General features: G+C 67.6%; 22 protein-coding genes. 7 read left to right on the plus strand and 15 right to left on the minus strand.

Annotation, left to right across the window (positions count from 1 at the left end; translation table 11 throughout):
* Positions 1-68: 68 nt before the first annotated feature.
* Positions 69-545: a translation initiation factor IF-3 gene (infC, locus tag FHS00_RS10305; protein WP_322336374.1), complete on the minus strand. Its 477-nt coding sequence runs from the start codon at positions 543-545 to the stop codon at positions 69-71.
* Positions 546-792: 247 nt separating this feature from the next.
* On the opposite strand from infC, the gene FHS00_RS10310 reads away from it, so the two are divergent.
* A complete protein-coding gene (locus tag FHS00_RS10310) occupies positions 793-1,380 on the plus strand; it encodes a hypothetical protein (RefSeq protein ID WP_183472719.1) in 588 nt (195 codons plus the stop codon).
* 113 nt (positions 1,381-1,493) lie between these two features.
* Here FHS00_RS10310 and FHS00_RS10315 read toward each other — a convergent pair whose 3' ends face one another.
* The 5 genes from FHS00_RS10315 to FHS00_RS10335 all read right to left on the minus strand — a co-directional run bounded on the left by FHS00_RS10315 (position 1,494) and on the right by FHS00_RS10335 (position 5,566).
* Entirely contained in the window at positions 1,494-2,324 is an 831-nt protein-coding gene (locus FHS00_RS10315) for a ferredoxin--NADP reductase (RefSeq protein ID WP_183472722.1), read from the minus strand.
* Positions 2,325-2,376: 52 nt separating this feature from the next.
* On the minus strand, positions 2,377-2,784 hold the full coding sequence (locus tag FHS00_RS10320) for a DUF934 domain-containing protein (protein ID WP_183472725.1): 408 nt from the start codon (positions 2,782-2,784) through the stop codon (positions 2,377-2,379).
* 61 nt (positions 2,785-2,845) lie between these two features.
* On the minus strand, positions 2,846-3,595 hold the full coding sequence (locus FHS00_RS10325) for a phosphoadenylyl-sulfate reductase (RefSeq protein WP_183472728.1): 750 nt from the start codon (positions 3,593-3,595) through the stop codon (positions 2,846-2,848).
* The gene (locus FHS00_RS10330; RefSeq protein ID WP_183472731.1) at positions 3,585-5,264 is read right to left on the minus strand and encodes a nitrite/sulfite reductase; all 1,680 of its coding nucleotides are present in this window, start codon (positions 5,262-5,264) and stop codon (positions 3,585-3,587) included. Before FHS00_RS10330 ends, FHS00_RS10325 begins: the two co-directional genes overlap by 11 nt.
* A gap of 2 nt (positions 5,265-5,266) precedes the next feature.
* Positions 5,267-5,566, minus strand: a complete 300-nt coding sequence (locus tag FHS00_RS10335) for a DUF2849 domain-containing protein (RefSeq protein WP_183472734.1) — start codon at positions 5,564-5,566, stop codon at positions 5,267-5,269.
* Between the two features lie 139 nt (positions 5,567-5,705).
* On the opposite strand from FHS00_RS10335, the gene FHS00_RS10340 reads away from it, so the two are divergent.
* The gene (locus FHS00_RS10340) at positions 5,706-6,167 is read left to right on the plus strand and encodes an Lrp/AsnC family transcriptional regulator (protein ID WP_183472737.1); all 462 of its coding nucleotides are present in this window, start codon (positions 5,706-5,708) and stop codon (positions 6,165-6,167) included.
* Here the strand turns inward: FHS00_RS10340 and FHS00_RS10345 are convergent.
* Positions 6,164-7,330: a cytochrome P450 gene (locus FHS00_RS10345; protein WP_183472740.1), complete on the minus strand. Its 1,167-nt coding sequence runs from the start codon at positions 7,328-7,330 to the stop codon at positions 6,164-6,166. The genes FHS00_RS10340 and FHS00_RS10345 overlap by 4 nt on opposite strands.
* Before the next feature lie 59 nt (positions 7,331-7,389).
* On the opposite strand from FHS00_RS10345, the gene FHS00_RS10350 reads away from it, so the two are divergent.
* The 5 genes from FHS00_RS10350 to FHS00_RS10370 all read left to right on the plus strand — a co-directional run bounded on the left by FHS00_RS10350 (position 7,390) and on the right by FHS00_RS10370 (position 13,782).
* Entirely contained in the window at positions 7,390-9,105 is a 1,716-nt protein-coding gene (locus tag FHS00_RS10350) for a sensor histidine kinase (protein WP_183472743.1), read from the plus strand.
* The gene (locus FHS00_RS10355) at positions 9,102-10,349 is read left to right on the plus strand and encodes a sigma-54-dependent transcriptional regulator (RefSeq protein ID WP_183472746.1); all 1,248 of its coding nucleotides are present in this window, start codon (positions 9,102-9,104) and stop codon (positions 10,347-10,349) included. Before FHS00_RS10350 ends, FHS00_RS10355 begins: the two co-directional genes overlap by 4 nt.
* Positions 10,350-10,566: 217 nt before the next feature.
* Positions 10,567-11,571 (plus strand): DctP family TRAP transporter solute-binding subunit, encoded by a 1,005-nt coding sequence (locus FHS00_RS10360; RefSeq protein ID WP_183472749.1) that lies wholly within the window; start codon positions 10,567-10,569, stop codon positions 11,569-11,571.
* An 88-nt stretch (positions 11,572-11,659) separates the two neighbouring features.
* Positions 11,660-12,352, plus strand: coding sequence for a TRAP transporter small permease (locus tag FHS00_RS10365; RefSeq protein WP_183472752.1), 693 nt, complete (start codon positions 11,660-11,662; stop codon positions 12,350-12,352).
* 2 nt (positions 12,353-12,354) lie between these two features.
* On the plus strand, positions 12,355-13,782 hold the full coding sequence (locus FHS00_RS10370) for a TRAP transporter large permease (protein WP_183472755.1): 1,428 nt from the start codon (positions 12,355-12,357) through the stop codon (positions 13,780-13,782).
* A 66-nt stretch (positions 13,783-13,848) separates the two neighbouring features.
* Here FHS00_RS10370 and tpiA read toward each other — a convergent pair whose 3' ends face one another.
* From tpiA to FHS00_RS10410, 8 genes are all read right to left on the minus strand, one after another.
* The gene (gene tpiA / locus FHS00_RS10375; RefSeq protein ID WP_183472758.1) at positions 13,849-14,598 is read right to left on the minus strand and encodes a triose-phosphate isomerase; all 750 of its coding nucleotides are present in this window, start codon (positions 14,596-14,598) and stop codon (positions 13,849-13,851) included.
* Between the two features lie 70 nt (positions 14,599-14,668).
* A complete protein-coding gene (locus FHS00_RS10380; RefSeq protein WP_183472761.1) occupies positions 14,669-14,851 on the minus strand; it encodes a hypothetical protein in 183 nt (60 codons plus the stop codon).
* Positions 14,852-15,034: 183 nt separating this feature from the next.
* Entirely contained in the window at positions 15,035-15,415 is a 381-nt protein-coding gene (locus tag FHS00_RS10385) for a HesB/IscA family protein (protein WP_183472764.1), read from the minus strand.
* A 66-nt stretch (positions 15,416-15,481) separates the two neighbouring features.
* Positions 15,482-17,125: a mechanosensitive ion channel family protein gene (locus tag FHS00_RS10390; RefSeq protein ID WP_246391246.1), complete on the minus strand. Its 1,644-nt coding sequence runs from the start codon at positions 17,123-17,125 to the stop codon at positions 15,482-15,484.
* A 102-nt stretch (positions 17,126-17,227) separates the two neighbouring features.
* Entirely contained in the window at positions 17,228-17,584 is a 357-nt protein-coding gene (locus FHS00_RS10395; protein WP_183472766.1) for an SUF system Fe-S cluster assembly protein, read from the minus strand.
* A gap of 202 nt (positions 17,585-17,786) precedes the next feature.
* Entirely contained in the window at positions 17,787-18,209 is a 423-nt protein-coding gene (gene arsC, locus FHS00_RS10400; RefSeq protein WP_183472769.1) for an arsenate reductase (glutaredoxin), read from the minus strand.
* Positions 18,206-18,880 carry an aquaporin gene (locus tag FHS00_RS10405; RefSeq protein WP_183472772.1) on the minus strand — a complete coding sequence of 225 codons (675 nt, stop codon included), beginning with the start codon at positions 18,878-18,880 and terminating at the stop codon, positions 18,206-18,208. Before FHS00_RS10405 ends, arsC begins: the two co-directional genes overlap by 4 nt.
* Positions 18,877-19,197, minus strand: a complete 321-nt coding sequence (locus FHS00_RS10410; protein ID WP_183472775.1) for an ArsR/SmtB family transcription factor — start codon at positions 19,195-19,197, stop codon at positions 18,877-18,879. Before FHS00_RS10410 ends, FHS00_RS10405 begins: the two co-directional genes overlap by 4 nt.
* Positions 19,198-19,266 lie beyond the last annotated feature (69 nt).

The raw sequence follows: 19,266 nt of genomic DNA on the forward strand, positions 1-19,266 counted from the left end.
GGGCGGGGAGGCGTCAACAAAAAGGGCCGCCCGATGGGCAGCCCCTTGGATTCGCCGGTGTACGACCCTTACTTCTGGGTCGGCCCGATCATCATGACCATCTGGCGGCCTTCCATCTTCGGCATGTTCTCGACCTTGCCGATTTCGGACACGTCGCTGGCGACACGCTCCAGAAGCTCGCGGCCCAGTTCCTGGTGGGCCATCTCGCGGCCCCGGAAGCGCAGGGTCACCTTGACCTTGTCACCGGCCTCGAGGAACCGCAGCACGTTCCGCATCTTCACGTCGTAATCGTTCGTGTCGGTATTGGGGCGGAACTTGACCTCTTTGATTTCAAAGGTCTTCTGGTTGCGGCGCGCCTCGGCTTCCTTCTTCTGCGTCTCGTATTTGAACTTGCCGAAGTCCATGATCTTGCAGACCGGAGGCGTGGCGTTGGGCGAGATCTCGACGAGGTCGAGACCGGCCTCTTCGGCCAGGGCGAGGCCGCGCTCGGGGGTGACGACGCCGATGTTTTCGCCGTTCTGTCCGATCAGTCGGATTTCGGCCACGCGGATACGTTCGTTGACGCGGGGGCCGGTGTCGCGCGTGGGAGGCGCGTTATGAGGTCTGCGGGCTATGGTGCACGTCCTTCGGTTGTTCGATTTGGTGGGCAGAAGGTAGTCGTCCGGGTAGTGCGATTCAAGCCGCAAAACAAGGGGTCCGCCGCGCCATGAGGGTCTTCGGGCGATGGCATATGCCCCAGAGCGTGCTATGTGGGCCGCAAACAGTTCAGGTTTTGCAGCAAGGAACAGCGCAATGATGAAAATTCTCGGCATCATCGCCGCCGCGGTGCTCGCGGTCGTCGTGGTGACTTCGATCTGGGGCGGCGACGACGCTGAGGTCACGACCAACGAAGCCACCGATGAAGAGGTGGGCCAGCTGGCCGAGACCCCGACCGCGGACATCGTCGACGAAGAGGCCGAAGCGCCGGCTGCCGATATCGAACCCAATGACGAGATGGGCGAGATCACCCCGCCCGAGGGCGGTGCCGCCGACACCGAGGCGCTGACCGAGGAAGTCGAGGAAGAGACCGTCGACGCGCCCGAGGGGGCCGAGCCGGTGATCCTGATGGATGACGAGAACCTCGCCGAAGAGGTCGAGGCCCAGGCCGAAGAGGCGCTCGGCACCGAGGCCGCCGGCAACAACGAAGGTCTCGCCATCATCGAGGCCGCGCTTGAGCCCGAGACCTTCGACTACGAGGCCGTGCAGCAGGCGATCGCCGACAGCGCGCTCGAGAGCGACCGCCGCGATCAGCTGGCCACCGCGCTGGAGCGCGCCCGCCGCTACCCCGCGATCCGCGACGCGCTGCTCGAGGACATCCGCGCCGAGCTCGGCGTCGAGTGATCCGGCTGCGGCCCGGCGCGCCGGGCCGCATCGCTCGCCGATAGCAGCGGCCAAATGCAGAAACGCCGCGCGGATCGCTCCGCGCGGCGTTTCTATTTACAGGCTTTGAATGATCAGCCGACGAAGGCCTTCTCGATTACGAACTCGGCCGGGTCGGAGTTGGCGCCCTCGCGCAGGCCGGCCTTTTCGAGCAGTTCCTTGATGTCGAGGTTGAAGGCGAGGCTGCCGCAGACCATCGCGCGGTCGGTCTCGGGGTCGAGCGTCGGGACGCCGAGATCCGAGAACAGCTCGCCATTCTCGATCAGATGGGTGATCCGGCCCATCTTGGGGCTCTCCTCGCGGGTCGTGGTCGGGTAGTAGACCAGCTTGTCGAGGTTCTCCTCGCCGATCAGCTCGCGCAGCATCTCGTCGTTCTTGACGCTGTCGACAAGTTCGCGGCCATAGGTCAGCTCGGCCACGTCGCGGCAGGTATGGGTCACGATCACCTGCTCGAACTTCTCGAAGGTCTCGGGATCGCGCAGCAGCGAGGCGAAAGGCGCGAAGCCGGTGCCGGTCGAGAACAGCCACAGCCGCTTGCCGGGGATCAGCGCGTCATGCACCAGCGTGCCCACTGGCTTGGGGCGCAGGATGACGTGGTCGCCTTTCTGGATGTGCTGCAGCTTCGAGGTGAGCGGACCGTCGGCCACCTTGATCGAGTAGAACTCCAGCTCCTCGTCCCAGTTGGGCGAAGCGATGGAATAGGCGCGCATCAGCGGCTTGCCGTTGTCACCCATCAGGCCGATCATCACGAACTCGCCCGAACGGAAGCGCAGGCTCGCGGGCCGCGTGATGCGGAACGAGAACAGGCTGTCGGTGTAGTGACGCACGGACGTCACGACCTGCGCGTCGGGGGACTGGGCCACGCGGGCGGCGTTGGTCTGGGTCACTGGGCTTTGCTCGGTCATGTCTTTCTCGCTCGGCTCGAATAGGGGAGGGGGCGCAGGAGGTAAAGGCGGCTCAGCCGCGCAGCCGCGCTTGGTAGTGATGCGCCTGCCAGTCGGCGCGGGCCAGCCACTGCTCCTCGGGCTGGCGCTCGGCCAGCTCGTCGGAGATCTCGACCTCGTCGAAACCCGAACGCCGGGCCATGGCGTATTGATCCGCGATCACGTGGCCGGCCGCGCGCAGCCGGCCGGTGAAGCCCAGGCTCCGAAGGTCGCGGGCATGGGTGAAGCCGCGCCCGTCGGAAAAGGCCGGGAACAGCACCCGGATGGCGGCGATCTCGCCCAGCCGGCCGACCAGCTCGCGCGGGTCGTCGGCGGGGGCGATCTCGATCGCGGTGTCGGTCGCGCTCGCCTCGGCCAGCGGCGCGAAGCCGCCGGTGAAGTCGTCGGGAGCAAAGCCCTTGTCGGTCACGATCACGGTCATCTGGTCCTCTCGGGGCCGCGCCCCTGTTCGTCACTTCGAAGAATTGGCCAATTCCGGCGTCTCAGCTGGTGGCTTCGGCGGGTTTGCCGCGCACCATCCTGCCGTTCACGAAATGGATACCGCATTCTTCCTTGTCGCTGTCGCGCCAGCGCCCGGCGCGGGGATCCTCGCCCGGCGCGACCTTGCTGGTGCAGGGCGCGCAGCCGATCGAGGGGTAGCCTTGGGCCACCAGCGGATGCCGCGGCAGCCGGTTCTCGGCGATATAGTCCTGCAGGTCCTCGCTGGTCCAGTGGGCCAGCGGGTTGATCTTGATCCGCAGGTCGTCCTCGTTCTCGAAGAATTCGAGCGCGGCACGGGTCTTGCCCTGGTAGCGCTTGCGTCCGGTGATCCAGCTGTCGAAGCCTGACAGCGCGCGCTGCAGCGGTTCGGTCTTGCGGATCGCGCAGCACAAATCAGTGTCGGACTTGTGCAGCAGACCCTCGGGGTCATGCGCGGCCAGCGACTCGGGGCGGGCCTTGATGGTCCGCATGTCGGTGAAGCGCAGCCGCTCCGCCAGATCCTGCTGGTAGGCCAGCGTTTCGGGAAACAGCATCTCAGTGTCGACGAACAGCACCGGCGTGGTCCGGTCGATCACCGAGACGAGGTGCAACAGCACCACCGATTCAGCGCCGAAGGAACTGACCATGGCGATCCGGCCGAGCGCGTGCTCGGCCAGCGCCTTTTCCAGCACGGCCGTCGCGCCGTGGTGACGGTAGCGGCCGTTCAGTTCGGCGACGGTCTCGTCGATCCGATGCGGGGTCTCATGCAGCATCCGCTCTCTCCCGTTTCACCTGCTCGGGATAGAGCACGGCCTTGAACGGCTCGGGCCCCAGCCGGCGATAGGCGGCGAGGAAGCTCTCCTCGCGGCTGGCACGCAGGTCGAGATAGCCGAGAACCAGCCGTTCGATGGCGGGCACGATCTCCTCGGCCGAGAAGCCGGGGCCGGCGCGCTCGCCGATCGCGGCATTCTCGTCGCCCGACCCGCCCAGCGTAACCTGGTAGTTTTCGACGCCGGCGCGGTCGAGCCCGAGGATGCCGATATGGCCGACATGGTGATGGCCGCAGGCGTTGATGCATCCCGAGATCTTGATCTTGAGCGGGCCGACATCGTGCTCCAGCTTCAGCTCCTCGAAGCGCAGCGCGATCTGCTGCGCGACCGGGATCGAGCGGGCGGTGGCCAGCGCGCAGTAATCCATGCCGGGGCAGGCGATGATGTCCGACACCAGCCCGATATTGGCGGTGGCGAGGCCGTGCTCGCGCAGCTTGGCATGCAGCTTCGGCAGGTCCGACTTGTGGACATGCGGCAGGATCACGTTCTGCTCGTGGCTGATCCGCAGCTCACCATGCCCGTAGGCGTCGGCCAGGTCGGCCAGCACGCGCATCTGCTCGGCGGTGGCGTCACCCGGCGTCTGGCCCGGCTTCTTGAGCGAGACCGAAACGATGGCGTAGCCCTCGGCGCGATGCGCGGTGAGGTTGGTGTCGGCCCAGGAACGGAACACCGGGTCGGCGCCGTAGGCCGCCTCATAGGCGTCCACCGGGGCATTGCGCCAAGCCGGCGGGGCGAACTGCGTGCGGATCTCCTCGAACATCTTCACGTCCACGCCTGAGAAGGCGGGCTTGGTGCGGGCGAACTGCTCGTTTACCGCGTCACGGAATGCGTCGAGGCCGTTCTCGAAGACGGTGATCTTGATCCGGGCCTTGTACTTGTTGTCGCGGCGGCCCAGCAGGTTGTAGGCGGCGACGATCGCCTCGCAGTAGGGCAGCAGGTCCTCCTGGGAGACGAACTCCTCGATCACCTTGCCGATCATCGGGGTCCGGCCGAGGCCGCCGCCGACCAGCACCTTGTAGCCGATCTCGCCGCGGGCGTTCTCGACGATCTGGATGCCGATATCGTGGGCCTGGATCACCGCGCGGTCATGGCTCGCGCCGGTCACTGCGATCTTGAACTTGCGCGGCAGGAACTGGAACTCGGGGTGATCGGTCGACCACTGGCGCAGCAGCTCGGCCACGGGGCGCGGATCGGCGATCTCGTCCTGGGCAGCCCCGGCGAAATGGTCGGCGGTCACGTTGCGGATGGTGTTGCCGGAGGTCTGGATCGCGTGGAGGCCCACGTCAGCCAGCGCCTGCAGCATGTCCGGCACGTCGCTGAGCGCGGGCCAGTTGTACTGGATGTTCTGGCGCGTGGTGAAATGGCCGTAGCCACGGTCCCACTTTTCGGCCAGGAGCGCCAGCGTGCGCATCTGGTCGGAGGAGAGCGTGCCATAGGGGATCGCCACGCGCAGCATGTAGGCATGCAGCTGCAGGTAGAGGCCGTTCATCAGCCGCAGCGGACGGAACTCCTCCTCCTTGAGGGAGCCGTCGATCCGGCGCTCCACCTGTCCGCGGAACTGGTTCACGCGCTCCTGGACGAAGGTGCGGTCGAAGTCGTTGTAGTGGTACATGCTCAGAGCTCCACCTGCTTGCCGTGGGCGTAGTTCGACGGGCCGCGGGTGCGGAAGGTTTCGCGGAAATGCGTGGGCTCGGGGCCCTCGGCGCCGGCCTTGGCATCGGCGAGATAGGGACCGACGACGATATCGGCCTGGCTTTGCGCCGCCAGCAGCCGCAGCTCGGCATGCGCCTCCTCGTCGATCAGCTCGGCCTCGCGCATGTCCGGAGTCCAGCGCCCGTCGGCGGTCAGCCAGACGGCATCGCCCTCAAGGAGGCGGTTGGCGGTCACGACCTTGGGCGTGAACTTGCGGGGCATGGCTGTCTCCGTCTTCAAGTGTCAGGCTGATATAGGACAGGTGTCTTGCTTTTGGCTACCGGTCGCGGCAGATAAGGAATGCGTGTTTCCGCTGGCGCCGTTCGGCGGACATGCGTTCCGAATTCAAGGAGTGCCGCGAATGTCGTTCCAGCCCGATGAGATCGACCGGAAGATCCTGATCGAGTTGCAGCGCGATGCGTCGCGTTCGCTCGACGAAATCGCCAAATCGGTGGGGTCGTCGAAGACGCCGGTGTGGAACCGGATCCGCAAGATGCGCGAGCGCGGCATCATCGGGCCGCAGACCGTGGTGCTCGACGCCGAGGCGCTGGGCTTCGAAGCCTGCTTCTTCGTGCTGATCCGGACCAGCGCGCATGAGGCCGACTGGCAGGCGCGGTTCCTCGCCACGCTGCGCGACCGCCCCGAGGTGCAGGAGGCGCACCGGCTGGCGGGCGACATCGACTACATCCTCAAGGTGCGGGTGCGCAACGCGCGTGCCTATGATGCCTTCTACCAGGCGCTGATCGCCGAGGTGCGGGTGCAGAGCGTCACGGCGCTGCTGTCGATGGAGGAGATCAAGTCCACGGTGGCGCTGCCGCTCTAGAAGGCGCGCACCATTAGCCGTTCCAGCCCGTGGAAATGGTAGAGATCGGCATAGCGCGGCGGCTCCGCGAGCCGCAGCTCGGGGCAGTGGCGCAGAAGCGAGGCCAGCGCCACCCGCATCTCGAGCCGCGCCAGCGGTGCGCCAACGCAGAAATGGATGCCGGCGCCGAAGCCCAGATGCGCCGGCCCCTTGCGGGCAGGGTCGAAGCGATGGGGATCGGCATAGGCCTCCGGGTCGCGGTTGGCCGCGCCCAGCAGGCAGGCGATCCGGTCGCCGCGTACGAAGCGGTGACCAAAGACCTCCAGATCCTCGTAGACCCAGCGGGTGAACATGTGCAGCGGCGGGTCGAGCCGCAGCAGCTCCTCGATGCATGGGCCGTCGATCTCGCGATGATCATGCGCCAGCAGCGTGCGCACCGCGTTGCCCAGCGAATGCACCGTCGCCTCGTGGCCCGCGTTGAGCAGCAGGATGCAGGTCGAAACCAGCTCCTCGGTGGTGAGCTTCTCGCCCGCCTCCTCGGCGGCGATCAGCTCCGAGATCAGGTCGTCGGCCGGGTTGCGCCGCTTCTCGGCGATATAGACCGCGAGGAAATCGCAGAACGCCTGCGTCGCCATCTCGGCCGCGTCTTCCATCGTCCGGGTGCGTCCGGCCTGGTACATGCCGACCATGGCGTTGGACCAAGCCAGCAGGTCGTCGGCGCGGCTTTCGGGCAGGCCCATCAGCCGGGCGATGACGACCACCGGCACCTTGCGGGCATAGGCGTCGAGCAGGTCGAACGCGCCCTGCGGAAAGCCGTCGATCAGCCGGTGGCACAGCGCCTCGATTTCCGGCTCCAGCGCCGCGATCCGGCGCGAGGTGAAGGCGTGCAGCACCAGCTTGCGCAGCCGGGTATGCGTCGGCGGCTCCAGTTCCAGCATCGAATGCGCTTCGCAGGCGTAGAAGGCAGCGAGATGGCCGGGGATCTCGGGCGCATTCTCGACCGGCGCCTCGCGGCCCATCCGCCGGTCGCGCAGGATCGCGGAGACGGCGGCATGCGAGGTGGCGCAGGGCAGGTCGTATTCGCTCCAATGGAACAGCGGCCCGGCGGCCCGCGCCCGGTCGTAGAACGGGTAGGGGTCCTGGACGAATTCCGGGTCGGTGGGGGATTGGTTCAATACCTGCATGAGGCGAGCGTGCCGCGCCACTCTGGTCTTGGCAAGCGCGCAGACGGTATGATGCGCCGATGATTGGATCGCGGATCAGGCGCGCCCTCGGGGTGCTCGGTTTCCTTGCACTGGTGGCGGCGTTGGCGCTGGCCGTGCAGCATTGGGGATTCCGCGCAGCGCTGAACGAGGCCGCGCGGCGCGGCGTGTCCGACTTGGCGCTGGCCTCGGACCGGCTCACCGGCGAGTTGCAGCGCTATCGCCAGCTCGCGGTGCTGACCGCGCGCCATCCCGATCTTGCCCCGCGGCTCGACGGGCCCGATGGCGGTCGCGCCGAAGCGCTGCTGCGACAGACCGCCGACATGACCGGGGCGCTCGACATCGTCCTGCTCGACGCGCGCGGCCGCGAGGTGGCGGCTGCGGTCGAGGGGCCACGCCGGGGCCATATCGGCACGCCTTGGTTCGAGCGGGCGATGGACGGCGCGCTGGGCGTCGCGCATCTGTCGAGCGGCCGCTACGGGCGGCGCATCTTCCTCTTCGCGGCGCCGCTTTTCGCCCCCGAGGGGCCGGTGGCGGGCGTGGTCGTGGTGGTCACCGATGTCGAGGCGATCGAGGCGAGCTGGCGGGGCGACCGCCCGGCGCTGTTCTTCACCGACGAGACCGGGCGTGTCTTCGTGTCGAACCGCTCGGAACTGGTTGGCCGCGCCGATCTGGGATTGGTGGCGCGCCATCGCGAGGCGGGGCACGAGATCTGGCGGATGAGGGCCGGCCCCTATCTGCCAGAGCGTGGCCTGCATCTGGCGCAGCCGCTCCCGGTGATCGGCCTGACCGGCGAGGCGCTGCTCGACACCGCGCCGGCGCGGCGCATCGCGCTGCTGCAGGCGGCCGCGGCGGCGGCGCTCTGCCTCGCCTTCGGTGCGCTGCTGTTTCTCGCGACGATCAGGCGGCACACGCTGGCCCGCGCCAATGCCCGGCTCGAGGAACGGGTGGCGCGGCGGACCGTGGCGTTGCAGGCCGTCAACGCCGATCTGCAGCGCGAGGTGGCCGAGCGTGCGGCGGCCGAGGAACGGCTCAGGCGGGCGCAGGCGGATCTGGTGCAGGCGGGCAAGCTCTCGGCGCTGGGCCAGATGTCGGCCGGAATAAGCCACGAGCTGAACCAGCCGTTGATGGCGATCCGCAGCTTTGCCGAGAATGCCGAGACCTTTCTGGAGCGCGGCAACACCCAGGCGGCGGGCCGCAATCTCGAACGCATCTCCGAGCTGGCGCGCCGGATGGGCCGGATCATCCGCAACCTGCGCGCCTTTGCCCGGCAGGAAAGCGCGGCGGTGGTCGATGTCGATCTCGTCGCCGTGGTCGAGGCGGCGCTGGAAATGGCAAGCGCCCGGGCCCGGCAGGCGGATGTGACGATCGACTGGACCCCGCCCGGGACCCCGGTCGTGGTCCGCGGCGGCGAGGTGCGGCTGCAGCAGGTGCTCTTGAACCTCATCGGCAACGCGATCGACGCCATGGAGGGGCGCGAGGACAAGCGCCTCGTCATCGGCCTGAGCCGCGCCAGCGGTCGCGCCCGGCTGACGGTGCGCGACAGTGGGCCGGGGATCGGTGAGCCGGACCGGATCTTTGACCCGTTCTACACCACCAAGGAGGTCGGCGCCGCCGAGGGGATGGGCCTCGGGCTGTCGATCTCCTATGGGCTCGTCCAGAGCTTTGGCGGCGCGATCCGGGGCCGCAACCACGAGGCGGGCGGGGCCGAGTTCACGGTGGAGCTCGATCTGGCGCGTGAAAGCGAGGCGGCATGACGAACAGGGTTCTGTTGGTGGACGACGATCGCGCGGTGCGCGAGGCGCTGGGACAGACGCTGGAGCTGGCGGATCTCGAGCCCATCCTCGCGGGCTCCTATATCACGGCCAAGGACCACATCGCACCTGACTTCGACGGCGTCATAGTCACCGACATCCGGATGCCGGGGCGCGACGGGTTCCACCTTCTGGAGCGGGCCCGGGAGGTCGATCCCGAACTGCCGGTGATCCTGCTGACCGGCGAGGGCGACATCCCGATGGCGGTCCGGGCGATGGAGCAGGGCGCCCATGCCTTTCTCGAAAAGCCCTGCGGGCCGAAGGAATTCGTGAGCACGGTGCGGCAGGCGCTCGGTCTGCGGGCAGAGGTGCTGGCCGCGCGGCAAGCGCGCGCGGCCAAGGTGGCGGGCGATGCGGCGAGCCGGATGCTGGTCGGCCGTTCGGTCCAGGCCGAGGCGTTGCGCGAGCGGGTTCGCGCGGTGGCGCGCGCCAGCGCCGAAGCGCTGGTCTGCGGCCCCCCGGGCAGCGGCACCTCGAAGGTGGCCGAGGTGATCCACCTGCTTTCGGCCTCTGCCCGTGCGCCATTCGTGAAGCGCGCGGCGGCCGCCCTCGACGAGGCCGGGCTCGCTGCAGCGTTCGAGGAGGCGGGCGCTGGCACGCTCTATCTCGACGAGATCGCGGCCCTGCCACCTGGGACGCAATACGCGCTGCTCGACCGGCTGGAGAGCGACGCGGGAACGCGGCCCCGGGTGATCGGCGGCACCACCCGCGATCCGGCTGCCGAGGCCGATGCGGGCCGTCTCAATCCCGAGCTGTTCTGGCGGCTGGACCTGATGCGCGTTTCCATCCCGCCGCTGCGCGACCGGCCCGACGATATCCCGGTCCTGTTTCGCCACTACGTCGCCCAGGCCTGCGAGCAGGCCAACCTGCCGATGCCGGAAATCGGCCCCGACCTGGTGGCGCGGCTGATGGCGCAGGACTGGCCAGGAAATGCCCGCGCGCTGACCTCGGTGGCGATGCGAGTGGCGATGGGTCTCGATCCGGGGCTGGGCGAGGCTGATACCGGGGACGAGCTAGGGCTGGCCGAGCAGCTGGCCCGCGTCGAGCGCTCGCTCCTGATCGAGGCGCTCCGCCGTCACGAGGGGCATGCCACCCGCACTGCCGAAGCGCTGAAGCTGCCGCGCAAGACCTTCTACGACAAGCTGGCGCGGCACGGCCTCAAGCCCGAGGACTACAGGCGCGACTAGCTGTGCGGTTTTCCGCACAATGCCGTGACGGAGTGTGCGGCGCGCCGCGCAACGCCAGCCGAGCTACGAGGCATACGCTTCGGGTTCGGTTCTTAATATTTTGTAAAATAACGATTTCCACCGTGCTCGGTGATTGAGCGGATTCCTGCTTGAGCGGTGGGCAAGCTGCCTGTTTCCTCGGCGCAACCGAAACCAAGTCTCTCGGGAGGAGACCCTCATGAAATACCTTTCGCTCGCTGCCACCGCCGCCGCCCTCGCCATCGCCGCGCAGGCCGCACAGGCCGATCCGATGGGCTGCGACGCCGGCGAGACGGTGGTGAAGTTCAGCCACGTCACCAACACCGACAAGCACCCCAAGGGCATCGCCGCCGAGCTTCTCAAGACCCGCGTCAACGAGGAGATGGACGGCACGATGTGCATGGAGGTCTTCCCGAACTCCACGCTCTACACCGACGAGCAGGTGATCGAGGCGATGCTGCGCGGCGACGTGCAGATGGCGGCGCCGTCGCTGTCGCTCTTCGAGTCGATCACCAAGGCCTACCGCCTGTTCGACCTGCCCTTCCTGTTCGACGACATCGATCATGTCGATGCCTTCCAGGCCTCCGAGGAGGGCCAGAAGATGCTCGACGGCATGCAGCGACGCGGCATCCAGGGCCTCGCCTACTGGCACAACGGCATGAAGCAGATGTCGGCCAATAAGCCGCTGATCGAGCCGACCGACGCGGCCGGGCTGAAGTTCCGCGTCCAGCCCTCCGACGTGCTGGTCGCGCAGATGGAGGCGCTCGATGCCAGCCCGCAGCCTATGGCCTTCGCCGAGGTATATGGTGCGCTGCAGACCGGCGTCGTCGACGGGCAGGAGAACACTTGGTCGAACATCTACGGTCAGAAGTTCTTCGAGGTGCAGGACGGCATCACCGAGACCAACCACGGCGTGATCGACTACATGGTGATCGCCAGCGTCGACTTCCTCGACAGCCTCGACCCGGCTGTCCGTGACCAGCTGGTCACGATCGTCGAGGAGGTCTCCACCGAGCGGAACGCCGCGGTGAACAAGGTTGATGCCGAGGCGCGTCAGGCGATCCTCGACGCCGGCAGCGAGATCCGCGAACTGACCGAGGAGCAGCGCGCGGCCTGGGTCGAGACCATGAAGCCGGTCTGGGCGCAGTTCGAGGAAGAGGTCGGCGCCGAAATGATCGAAGCCGCGCAGAACGCAAACAAGTAAGCGCCACGCACGCAAAGGGGCCGGGTCGCCGCCGCGCGGCCCGGCCCCTCGCATATCCGCAACACAGCCGAATGAGGGGACAGAGGGGATGAACGCCGTCCACACCAAGCCCGGCAGGGGGCGTCTGGCGCGCATCGTCGAGGAGTTCGAGGAGGGTATCATCGCCTTCCTGCTCGGCGCGATGACGCTGCTGACCTGCACCAACGTCATCATGCGCTACGGCTTCAACAGCTCGATTATCTGGAGCCTCGAGACCGTGCTGGTCCTGTTCGCCTGGCTGGTGCTGTTCGGCATCGCCTACGGCTTCAAGATCACCGCGCATCTGGGCGTGGACGCGGTCATCAACCTGCTGCCGCCGCGTGGCCGCCGGGTCGTGGCGCTGATCGCCTGCGCCGCCTCGCTGGCCTATGGCATTCTGCTGCTGAAGGGGGCGTGGGACTACTGGGCGCCCTTCGCCGACCTGCCCAAGACCACCGGCACCTGGCTGCCCACCGGCTTCGACACCCAGGCGCGCACCACCTCGTATTTCGAGACCGACCAGATCCCGATGTTCGACTGGCTGCGCTTCCTTGAGGGCTGGATCAACTACGACGAGCGCTATTCCAAGATGCCGCGCGTCATCCCCTACCTGATCCTGCCGATCTCGGCCGTGCTGATCCTGTTCCGGCTGATCCAGGCCACGATCCGCGTCTGGAAGGGCGAATCCGACAGCCTAATCGTCAGCCACGAGGCCGAAGAGGCGGTGGCCGACGCCGCGCATCTCAACCGGGAGCTCTCCTGACCATGGAAGTCGCGCTTCTCTTTCTCATGATCGTCGGGCTGCTGCTGATCGGCGTGCCGATCGCCATCGCGCTCGGCCTGTCCTCGATCGTGTTCCAGCTCCTGTTTTCCGAGACCTCGCTGGCCTCGATCGCGCAGTCGCTCTACCAGGCGATGGCCGGGCATCCCTCGCTGCTGGCGATCCCGTTCTTCATCCTCGCCTCGTCCTTCATGTCGACGGGCGGCGTGGCGCAGCGGATCATCCGCTTCGCGATCGCCTGCGTAGGCCACTTCAAGGGCGGCCTCGCCATCGCCGGCGTGCTCGCCTGCATGATGTTCGCGGCGCTTTCGGGCTCATCGCCCGCCACGGTGGTCGCGATCGGCTCGATCGTCATCGCGGCGATGCGGCAGGTGGGCTACACCCGTGACTTCGCCGCCGGTGTCATTTGCAACGCCGGCACGCTGGGCATCCTGATCCCGCCCTCGATCGTGATGGTCGTCTATGCCTCGGCCACCGACGTCTCGGTCGGGCGGATGTTCCTCGCGGGCGTCATCCCCGGCATCCTCGCCGGCGTCATGCTGATGATCACCATCTACGTGATGGCCCGGATCAAGGACATGCCGGCGGGTGACTGGCTCGGCTGGGGCGAGATCTGGGCCAGCTTCCGCGATGCGTTCTGGGGGCTGTTCCTGATCGCGATCATCATGGGCGGCATCTACGGCCACCCCTGGGTCGACTTCTCGGGCGGTTTCCCGATCACCTGGGCGCCCGGCGCCTTCACCCCGACCGAAGCCGCCGCCGTCGCCGCCGTCTACGCCTTCCTCGTCGCCACCTTCGTCTATCGCGACATGGGGCCGCTGGCGGCGCGCGAGCCGGGCGGACGCCCGACGCCGCTCTACCGCGCGCCCTGGGCGCTGGTTACCGGCTTCGTGCATCGCGACACCCGCAAGACGCTGTTCGAGGGCGGCAAGCTTACCATCGTGCTGATGTTCATCATCGCCAACGCGCTGATCCTCAAGCACGTGCTGACCGACGAGCAGATCCCGCAGCACATCGCCAATGCGATGCTGGGCGCCGGCCTCGGCCCGATCACCTTCCTGATCGTCGTCAACGTGATCCTGCTGATCGGCGGCCAGTTCATGGAGCCCTCGGGCCTTCTGGTGATCGTCGCGCCGCTGGTGTTCCCGATCGCGATCCAGCTCGGCATCGACCCGATCCATCTCGGGATCATCATGGTGGTCAACATGGAGATCGGCATGATCACCCCGCCGGTGGGCCTCAACCTCTTCGTCACCTCGGGCGTGGCGGGGATGTCGGTGATGGGCGTGGTGCGTGCGGCACTGCCGTTCCTCGCCGTGCTCGGCGTGTTCCTGATCATCGTCACTTACGTGCCGTGGATCTCGACCGCGCTGCCCAACGCCACGATGGGGCCGGAGATCATCGTCAACTGACGATCCCGCCGGTACCACGCGAAAGGGCGCCCCTCGGGGCGCCCTTTTTTTGCCTGCAGCCGGGGCTCAGAGCGAGGATTCGAGCGCCGAGACGATGGGCGAGAAATCGGTCGATTTCAGGCTCGCGCCGCCGACCAGCGCGCCGTCGACATTCTCGACGCCAAAGATCTCGGCCGCGTTGTCGGGCTTGACCGAACCGCCATAGAGCAGGCGGATGCCATCCGCTTCACCGGCGAAGCGCTCGGCGAGACCGGCGCGCAATGCGCCATGCACCTCGGCGATCTGTTCGACGCTCGGCACCTTGCCGGTGCCGATCGCCCAGATCGGCTCGTAGGCGACGACCGTGTTCGAGGCGGTGGCACCGTCGGGCAGGGAGGCCGCGAGCTGGCGGCCGACCACGTCGAGGGTCTCGCCCGCCTCGCGCTGCTCGAGGCTTTCGCCGAGGCAGATGATCGCGGTGAGACCGGCCTTGTGCGCGGCTTCGGCCTTGGCGCGGACCATTTCGTCGGTCTCATGGTGATCGGCGCGGCGCTCGGAATGGCCGACGATCACGTAACGGGCGCCCGCATCCTTGAGCATCTCGGCCGAGATGTCGCCGGTATGGGCGCCGCTCTCCTCGGCGTGGCAGTCCTGGCCGCCGACCCGGATCGGCTGGCCGCCAAGCGCGAAGGCCATGCGCGAGACCAGCGTCGCGGGCGGGCAGATGACGATATCGACGCGCGGCGCCGCCCAGGCGATGCCCAGCGCCTCGATCTCCTTCAGATCGGCGTTGGTGCCGTTCATCTTCCAGTTTCCCGCGACCAGCTTGCGACCCATGTGGCGTCCTTTCATGTGTGAAGAGTTGCAGCCTGTGTAGACCGGAACGGCCGAAGTCGAAACCATCCCGTCAGCGCGGGCGGGCCACATGCTCCAGGTAGGCCTCGATATCACCTTCGTCGTAGCCCGACTGTCGACCGATCCGGCGCTCGCGTTCCGCCTCGAACGGCGCCATTGTCGCCGCCTCGTAGAGCTCTCGAAGCAGCGCGGCCTCGACCTCATGTCCCGGGGCGTGGACGATGCGGACAGGCATGCGGATGCCATGCTTGGCGGGTGATGCGAAATCCAGACTGCCGAAGATGCCCTCGCTGAGGAAAACATCGAGATCGTCCGGCTAGATATCCACGAACAGCGCCAACTGCTTGGCGCCTGCGCACATCAGGGTAATCTCGCGCCCTTCATGCGGGCCGAAACCGGGCGGAAAGGTCATGGGGGCTTAGCTGTTGCTGCGCTCAGCGGTCAGTTCTTCGATATCCTTGAACTTGATCGATTCGCCGCAGCCACAGGCATCCTCGACATTCGGGTTGCGGAACTTGAATCCGCTTTCGAGCAGCGACGTCTCGTAGTCGATCTCGGTGCCGAACAGGAACATCTGCGCCATCGGTGCGATCATCACCCGTGCGCCGTCCTGCTCGACCGTCTCGTCGTTCGGATCGGCGGCGTCGACGTATTCCATGGTGTATTCCATGCCCGCACAGCCGCCCTTCTTGAGCCCGATGCGCAGGCCCGCGTGTCCGCCCTTCTCCATGAGACGGGCGATCTGCCGCGCGGCGGCAGGGGAGAGGCGAACGGCCGGTTTGCCGGGGATCGAGAACATGAAAGCCTCCTGTTGCGGCGCCCCCTCTACATAGGAGTGTGTCGGGCGCGGCTCAAGCCGATGCCGTCAGGCGGCCTCGGCCGGGTTGACCTGCGGGAAGACCGCATACCCCTCGGCGGCGCGCTGGCGCGCCTTCTCGAGCAGCGCCTCGCGCACCACGCAGGACATCGTCCAGGCTGTGTCGGCCCGGGCGCAGGCGAGGCAGAACCAGACCTCCTGCCCGAACACGTCCTGATCGGCGACCATGACATAGCTCTCCTCGGGCGGCTGCACCTCGTCCTCGTCCTGCTCGGCGATGATCTCGAAGAACGCCTCGCGCAGCGGCTGGACCTCGGCGTCATGGGCGAGCCTGACCTTGATCACCCGGACCATCGAGGGCGTGCGCATGGTCCAGTTCTCGAACGGCTCCGCCACGAATTCCGACACCGGCACCACCAGCCGCACGCCGGTCCAGTCGAGCAGTTGGACATAGGTGAAGTTGATCCGCTCGACGGTGACGATGTGGCCGCGATATTCGAGCTTGTCGCCGATCTTGGCGGAGCGGTTCATCGCGATCTGCAGGCTGGCGAGGATGTTACCGAGGATGTGGCGCGCGGCAAAGCCGATGAGAAGCGTCAGCGCACCCGCCGAGGCCAGCACCGACAGGCCGAGGCTGCCGAAGAGCTGCGCCTCGCGCAGCACGATGAAGCCGCCGATCAGAACGATCGCCACGATCAGCACCCGGCGCCACGCGGCGATGCGCGTCGCGATGTTGCGGCGCTGCTCCATGCGCGGATCGGACAGTGTGTCGTCGTCGAAGGGAACGATGCGGTTCAGCACCGCATCGACGCCGTTCAGCACGAAGATCAGCGCCGCTGCGGTGAAGCCCAGCGCGATCAGTGGCGTCAGCACGGTGTTGATCCGCCCAGAGAACATGAACAGCGAATGGCTCAGCACCGCCGTCAGACCCGAGCAGGCGGCGAGGATGATCGGCATCCGGGTGGCGCAGAGCACGTCGCGCGTGGTCCGCCGTTCGGCGCGCTGGGCGATCTTGTCCTGCAGCCGCCCGACGATCCATCCGACGACCCCGACCAGCGCCAGCATGGCGGGGAACGCCACCAGCTCCCACCATCTCAGCCCCCAGAAGGCCTGCTCGCGCCAGGTCTCGGGCATCTCCTCTTCGAAGCGGGTCGGACCATAGAGCGCGTGCAGCGCAGGAATGTTGTCCACCGTCTGGCGCGAGAAGACCCAGACCGGATCGCCGTTCTTGGGCTTGAGGCGGTTGAGGCGGATCGCCACGGCGCGTTCGTCCAGCTCGACCACGTCGATCAGGATCGAGCGCTGCGGCTGCCCCGCCACCGCGCTTTCCGAGCTAGCATTGGCGTCGAGCGCGTCGGGCCGCTCCAGCAGCGCGGTCCAGTTGATGATCGCGGTGCGGTCCAGCACCTCGACCAGATCGGCGGCGAGCCGGGCGCCACGCCTGACCTGCTCGGATGGGGGGATGCCGGTCAGATCCAGCAGATGCGCCGCGGTCTCGCGCTCGCCCGTCTCCACCAGCTCGAACAACGCCTCCATGCTGGATTGCGGCGTCGTGCGGTCGAGATCCTCCGGCGCGGGCGGCAGGCCCTGGTTCAGCGTCTCGACTTCGAAGACGGTCATGTCCTGCGCGAGCGCCGCGACCGGCAGCCAGATCAGCAGCACCAGCGCGCGAATGAGGGTCTTGAGGGGCAAGGCGGATCTCCGGCGATGTCGCCGACCCAACCTAGGGCGACCGCGCCGGTTCCGGCGAGCGGGTCGCGGGCGAGGGGCGGGCAGGCGGCCCGCCCGCGCCGATCACATGAAGCCGAGCTCCAGCCGCGCCTCGTCGGACATCATCTCCATGCCCCATTGCGGCTCCCAGACGAGGTCGACATCGACCTGCTTGATCCCGGGCACGGCGCCGACCGCGTCGGCGACCCAACCGGGCATCTCCCCCGCGACCGGGCAGCCCGGCGCGGTGAGCGACATCTTGATGTTTACGGCGTTCTCGTCGTCGATATGGATCGTGTAGACGAGGCCGAGATCGTAGATGTTCACTGGGATTTCGGGGTCGTAGACCGAGCGGCAGGCCTCGACCACCTGGTCGTAGAGCGCGTGATCGGTGGTGGAGGGCGCGATCAGCGGCGTGCCTTCGAGTTGGGTGTCGGGCATGGGCTGTCCTTGGTCTGGAACGGGGGCGCGCGACGGCGCCGATACCTGAGCGATCATATAGGAAAAGCGGGGGGCGGGGTAAAGGGTGGGAGCTGTACCCGCTCCTGCTACGGCCAGCGGGTCCGTTTGACGAAAGGGGCAGTCGCCCGAGGGAAGGCATCGCCCCGTTGCAAACGCGGCCCTACCGGAGCCCTCCGGCTCCTCAGCCGACTCGGCGGCCCTCGGCGTCGATCACCAGCGTGCCGTCCTCCTTGGCCAGCGGGCCGGGCGGCATCGCGTCCAGAAGATCGAGCACCGCCTCGGAAGGCCGGCACAGCCGCACCCCCTTGGGCGAGGCGACGATCGGGCGGTTCACCAGCACAGGATGCGCGATCATGGCCTCGATCAGCGTCTCATCGCTCACCCCTTCGTCAAGCAGGCCAAGCTCGGCGGCGGGCGACTTCGAGGTCCGCAGCGCCGCGCGCGGGGTGAGGTCGGCCGCGGCGAACAGCGCCAGCAGTTGCGGCCGGGTCCATCCGGTCTCGAGATACTCGATCACCACCGGCTCGGTCCCCGAGGCGCGGATCAGTTCCAGCACGTTGCGCGAGGTGCCGCAGGCGGGGTTGTGGTGAATGACGATGCTCATGCTGTCTGTTCCTTGGGGCGTTCGGGGGTGAAAAGCCACGCCGCCACCGCCACGCCGATCAGCGCGCCGGCGAACTGGGCGGTCACGAAGCCGGGCAGGTCGAAGGGCCGGATGCCCGAGAAGGTGTCGGTGAAGCTGCGCGCGATGGCGACGGCGGGGTTGGCAAAGCTGGTGGAGGCGGTGAACCAGTAGGCCGCGGTGATGTAGAGGCCGACCAGCCACGGGATCGCGGCGGGGGCCTGGCGGATCCCGGCGAAGATGGTGAAGACCAAACCGAAAGTGGCGACCACCTCGGCCAGCCATTGCGGCCCGCCGGTGCGGATCTTGGTCGCGGTCTGCAGCATCGGCAGATCGAACATGCCATGCGCCAGTGCGGCCCCGGCGATGCCTCCCGCGATCTGCGCGAGGATATAGGGCGCGACCTCGCCCCAGGGAGCCTGGCGCCGGACGGCAAAGGCCAGCGTCACGGCCGGGTTGAAATGCGCGCCCGAGACCGGGCCGAGAATGGTGATCAGCACGACGAGGATCGCGCCAGTGGGCAGCGTGTTGCCCAGGAGCGCCAGCGCGACGTCGCCGGTCAGGCTCTCGGCCATGATCCCCGATCCGATCACCGTGCAGACCAGAAGCCCGGTGCCCAGCGCTTCGGCAAAGAGGCGACGTGACAGGCTCATGCGCAGTCTCCCAGGGAGCGACACAGGTCCGGCCGGCCGCCGCAGCAATCCTCGATCAGGAAATCCACCAGCGCACCGACCCGGCCCATCGCCGCGAAGTAGCGGATCGAGCGCCCCTCGCGGCGGCTTTCGACCAGCCCAGCGGCGTGCAGCACCGAGAGATTGGCCGACATGGTGTTCTGCCGCGCGCCCAGCGCTTCGGCGATCTCGCCCGCGGCCATGCCCTCCGGGCCCGCCTTGACCAGAAGGCGGAAGGCGTCGAGCCGCGACGGCTGGGCGAGGGCGGAGAAGGCCGCGATGGCATCTGTTTGTTCCATGTATCTCGAATTATCGATGCAAGCTGTGGGGGTCAAGCCTTGGCGATTGCGCCACGCCGCGGCGCGCGC

Origin of the sequence: Limimaricola variabilis, assembly GCF_014195545.1 — a bacterium.
Taxonomy (GTDB): Bacteria; Pseudomonadota; Alphaproteobacteria; order Rhodobacterales; family Rhodobacteraceae; genus Limimaricola; species Limimaricola variabilis.

Bases quoted from the DNA above. Each gene is read 5' to 3' on its own strand.
- arsC (WP_183472769.1), bottom strand. From the start codon at position 18,209: ATGAGCATCGTCATTCACCACAACCCCGCCTGCGGCACCTCGCGCAAC.
- tpiA (WP_183472758.1), bottom strand. From the start codon at position 14,598: ATGGGTCGCAAGCTGGTCGCGGGAAACTGGAAGATGAACGGCACCAAC.
- FHS00_RS10410 (WP_183472775.1), bottom strand. From the start codon at position 19,197: ATGGAACAAACAGATGCCATCGCGGCCTTCTCCGCCCTCGCCCAGCCG.
- FHS00_RS10330 (WP_183472731.1), bottom strand. From the start codon at position 5,264: ATGTACCACTACAACGACTTCGACCGCACCTTCGTCCAGGAGCGCGTG.
- FHS00_RS10385 (WP_183472764.1), bottom strand. From the start codon at position 15,415: ATGTTCTCGATCCCCGGCAAACCGGCCGTTCGCCTCTCCCCTGCCGCC.
- FHS00_RS10355 (WP_183472746.1), top strand. From the start codon at position 9,102: ATGACGAACAGGGTTCTGTTGGTGGACGACGATCGCGCGGTGCGCGAG.
- FHS00_RS10405 (WP_183472772.1), bottom strand. From the start codon at position 18,880: ATGAGCCTGTCACGTCGCCTCTTTGCCGAAGCGCTGGGCACCGGGCTT.
- FHS00_RS10395 (WP_183472766.1), bottom strand. From the start codon at position 17,584: ATGCCCGACACCCAACTCGAAGGCACGCCGCTGATCGCGCCCTCCACC.
- FHS00_RS10340 (WP_183472737.1), top strand. From the start codon at position 5,706: ATGTCGTTCCAGCCCGATGAGATCGACCGGAAGATCCTGATCGAGTTG.
- FHS00_RS10365 (WP_183472752.1), top strand. From the start codon at position 11,660: ATGAACGCCGTCCACACCAAGCCCGGCAGGGGGCGTCTGGCGCGCATC.
- FHS00_RS10335 (WP_183472734.1), bottom strand. From the start codon at position 5,566: ATGCCCCGCAAGTTCACGCCCAAGGTCGTGACCGCCAACCGCCTCCTT.
- FHS00_RS10345 (WP_183472740.1), bottom strand. From the start codon at position 7,330: ATGCAGGTATTGAACCAATCCCCCACCGACCCGGAATTCGTCCAGGAC.
- FHS00_RS10320 (WP_183472725.1), bottom strand. From the start codon at position 2,784: ATGACCGTGATCGTGACCGACAAGGGCTTTGCTCCCGACGACTTCACC.
- FHS00_RS10360 (WP_183472749.1), top strand. From the start codon at position 10,567: ATGAAATACCTTTCGCTCGCTGCCACCGCCGCCGCCCTCGCCATCGCC.
- FHS00_RS10370 (WP_183472755.1), top strand. From the start codon at position 12,355: ATGGAAGTCGCGCTTCTCTTTCTCATGATCGTCGGGCTGCTGCTGATC.
- FHS00_RS10310 (WP_183472719.1), top strand. From the start codon at position 793: ATGATGAAAATTCTCGGCATCATCGCCGCCGCGGTGCTCGCGGTCGTC.
- FHS00_RS10315 (WP_183472722.1), bottom strand. From the start codon at position 2,324: ATGACCGAGCAAAGCCCAGTGACCCAGACCAACGCCGCCCGCGTGGCC.
- FHS00_RS10325 (WP_183472728.1), bottom strand. From the start codon at position 3,595: ATGCTGCATGAGACCCCGCATCGGATCGACGAGACCGTCGCCGAACTG.
- FHS00_RS10380 (WP_183472761.1), bottom strand. From the start codon at position 14,851: ATGCCTGTCCGCATCGTCCACGCCCCGGGACATGAGGTCGAGGCCGCG.
- FHS00_RS10350 (WP_183472743.1), top strand. From the start codon at position 7,390: ATGATTGGATCGCGGATCAGGCGCGCCCTCGGGGTGCTCGGTTTCCTT.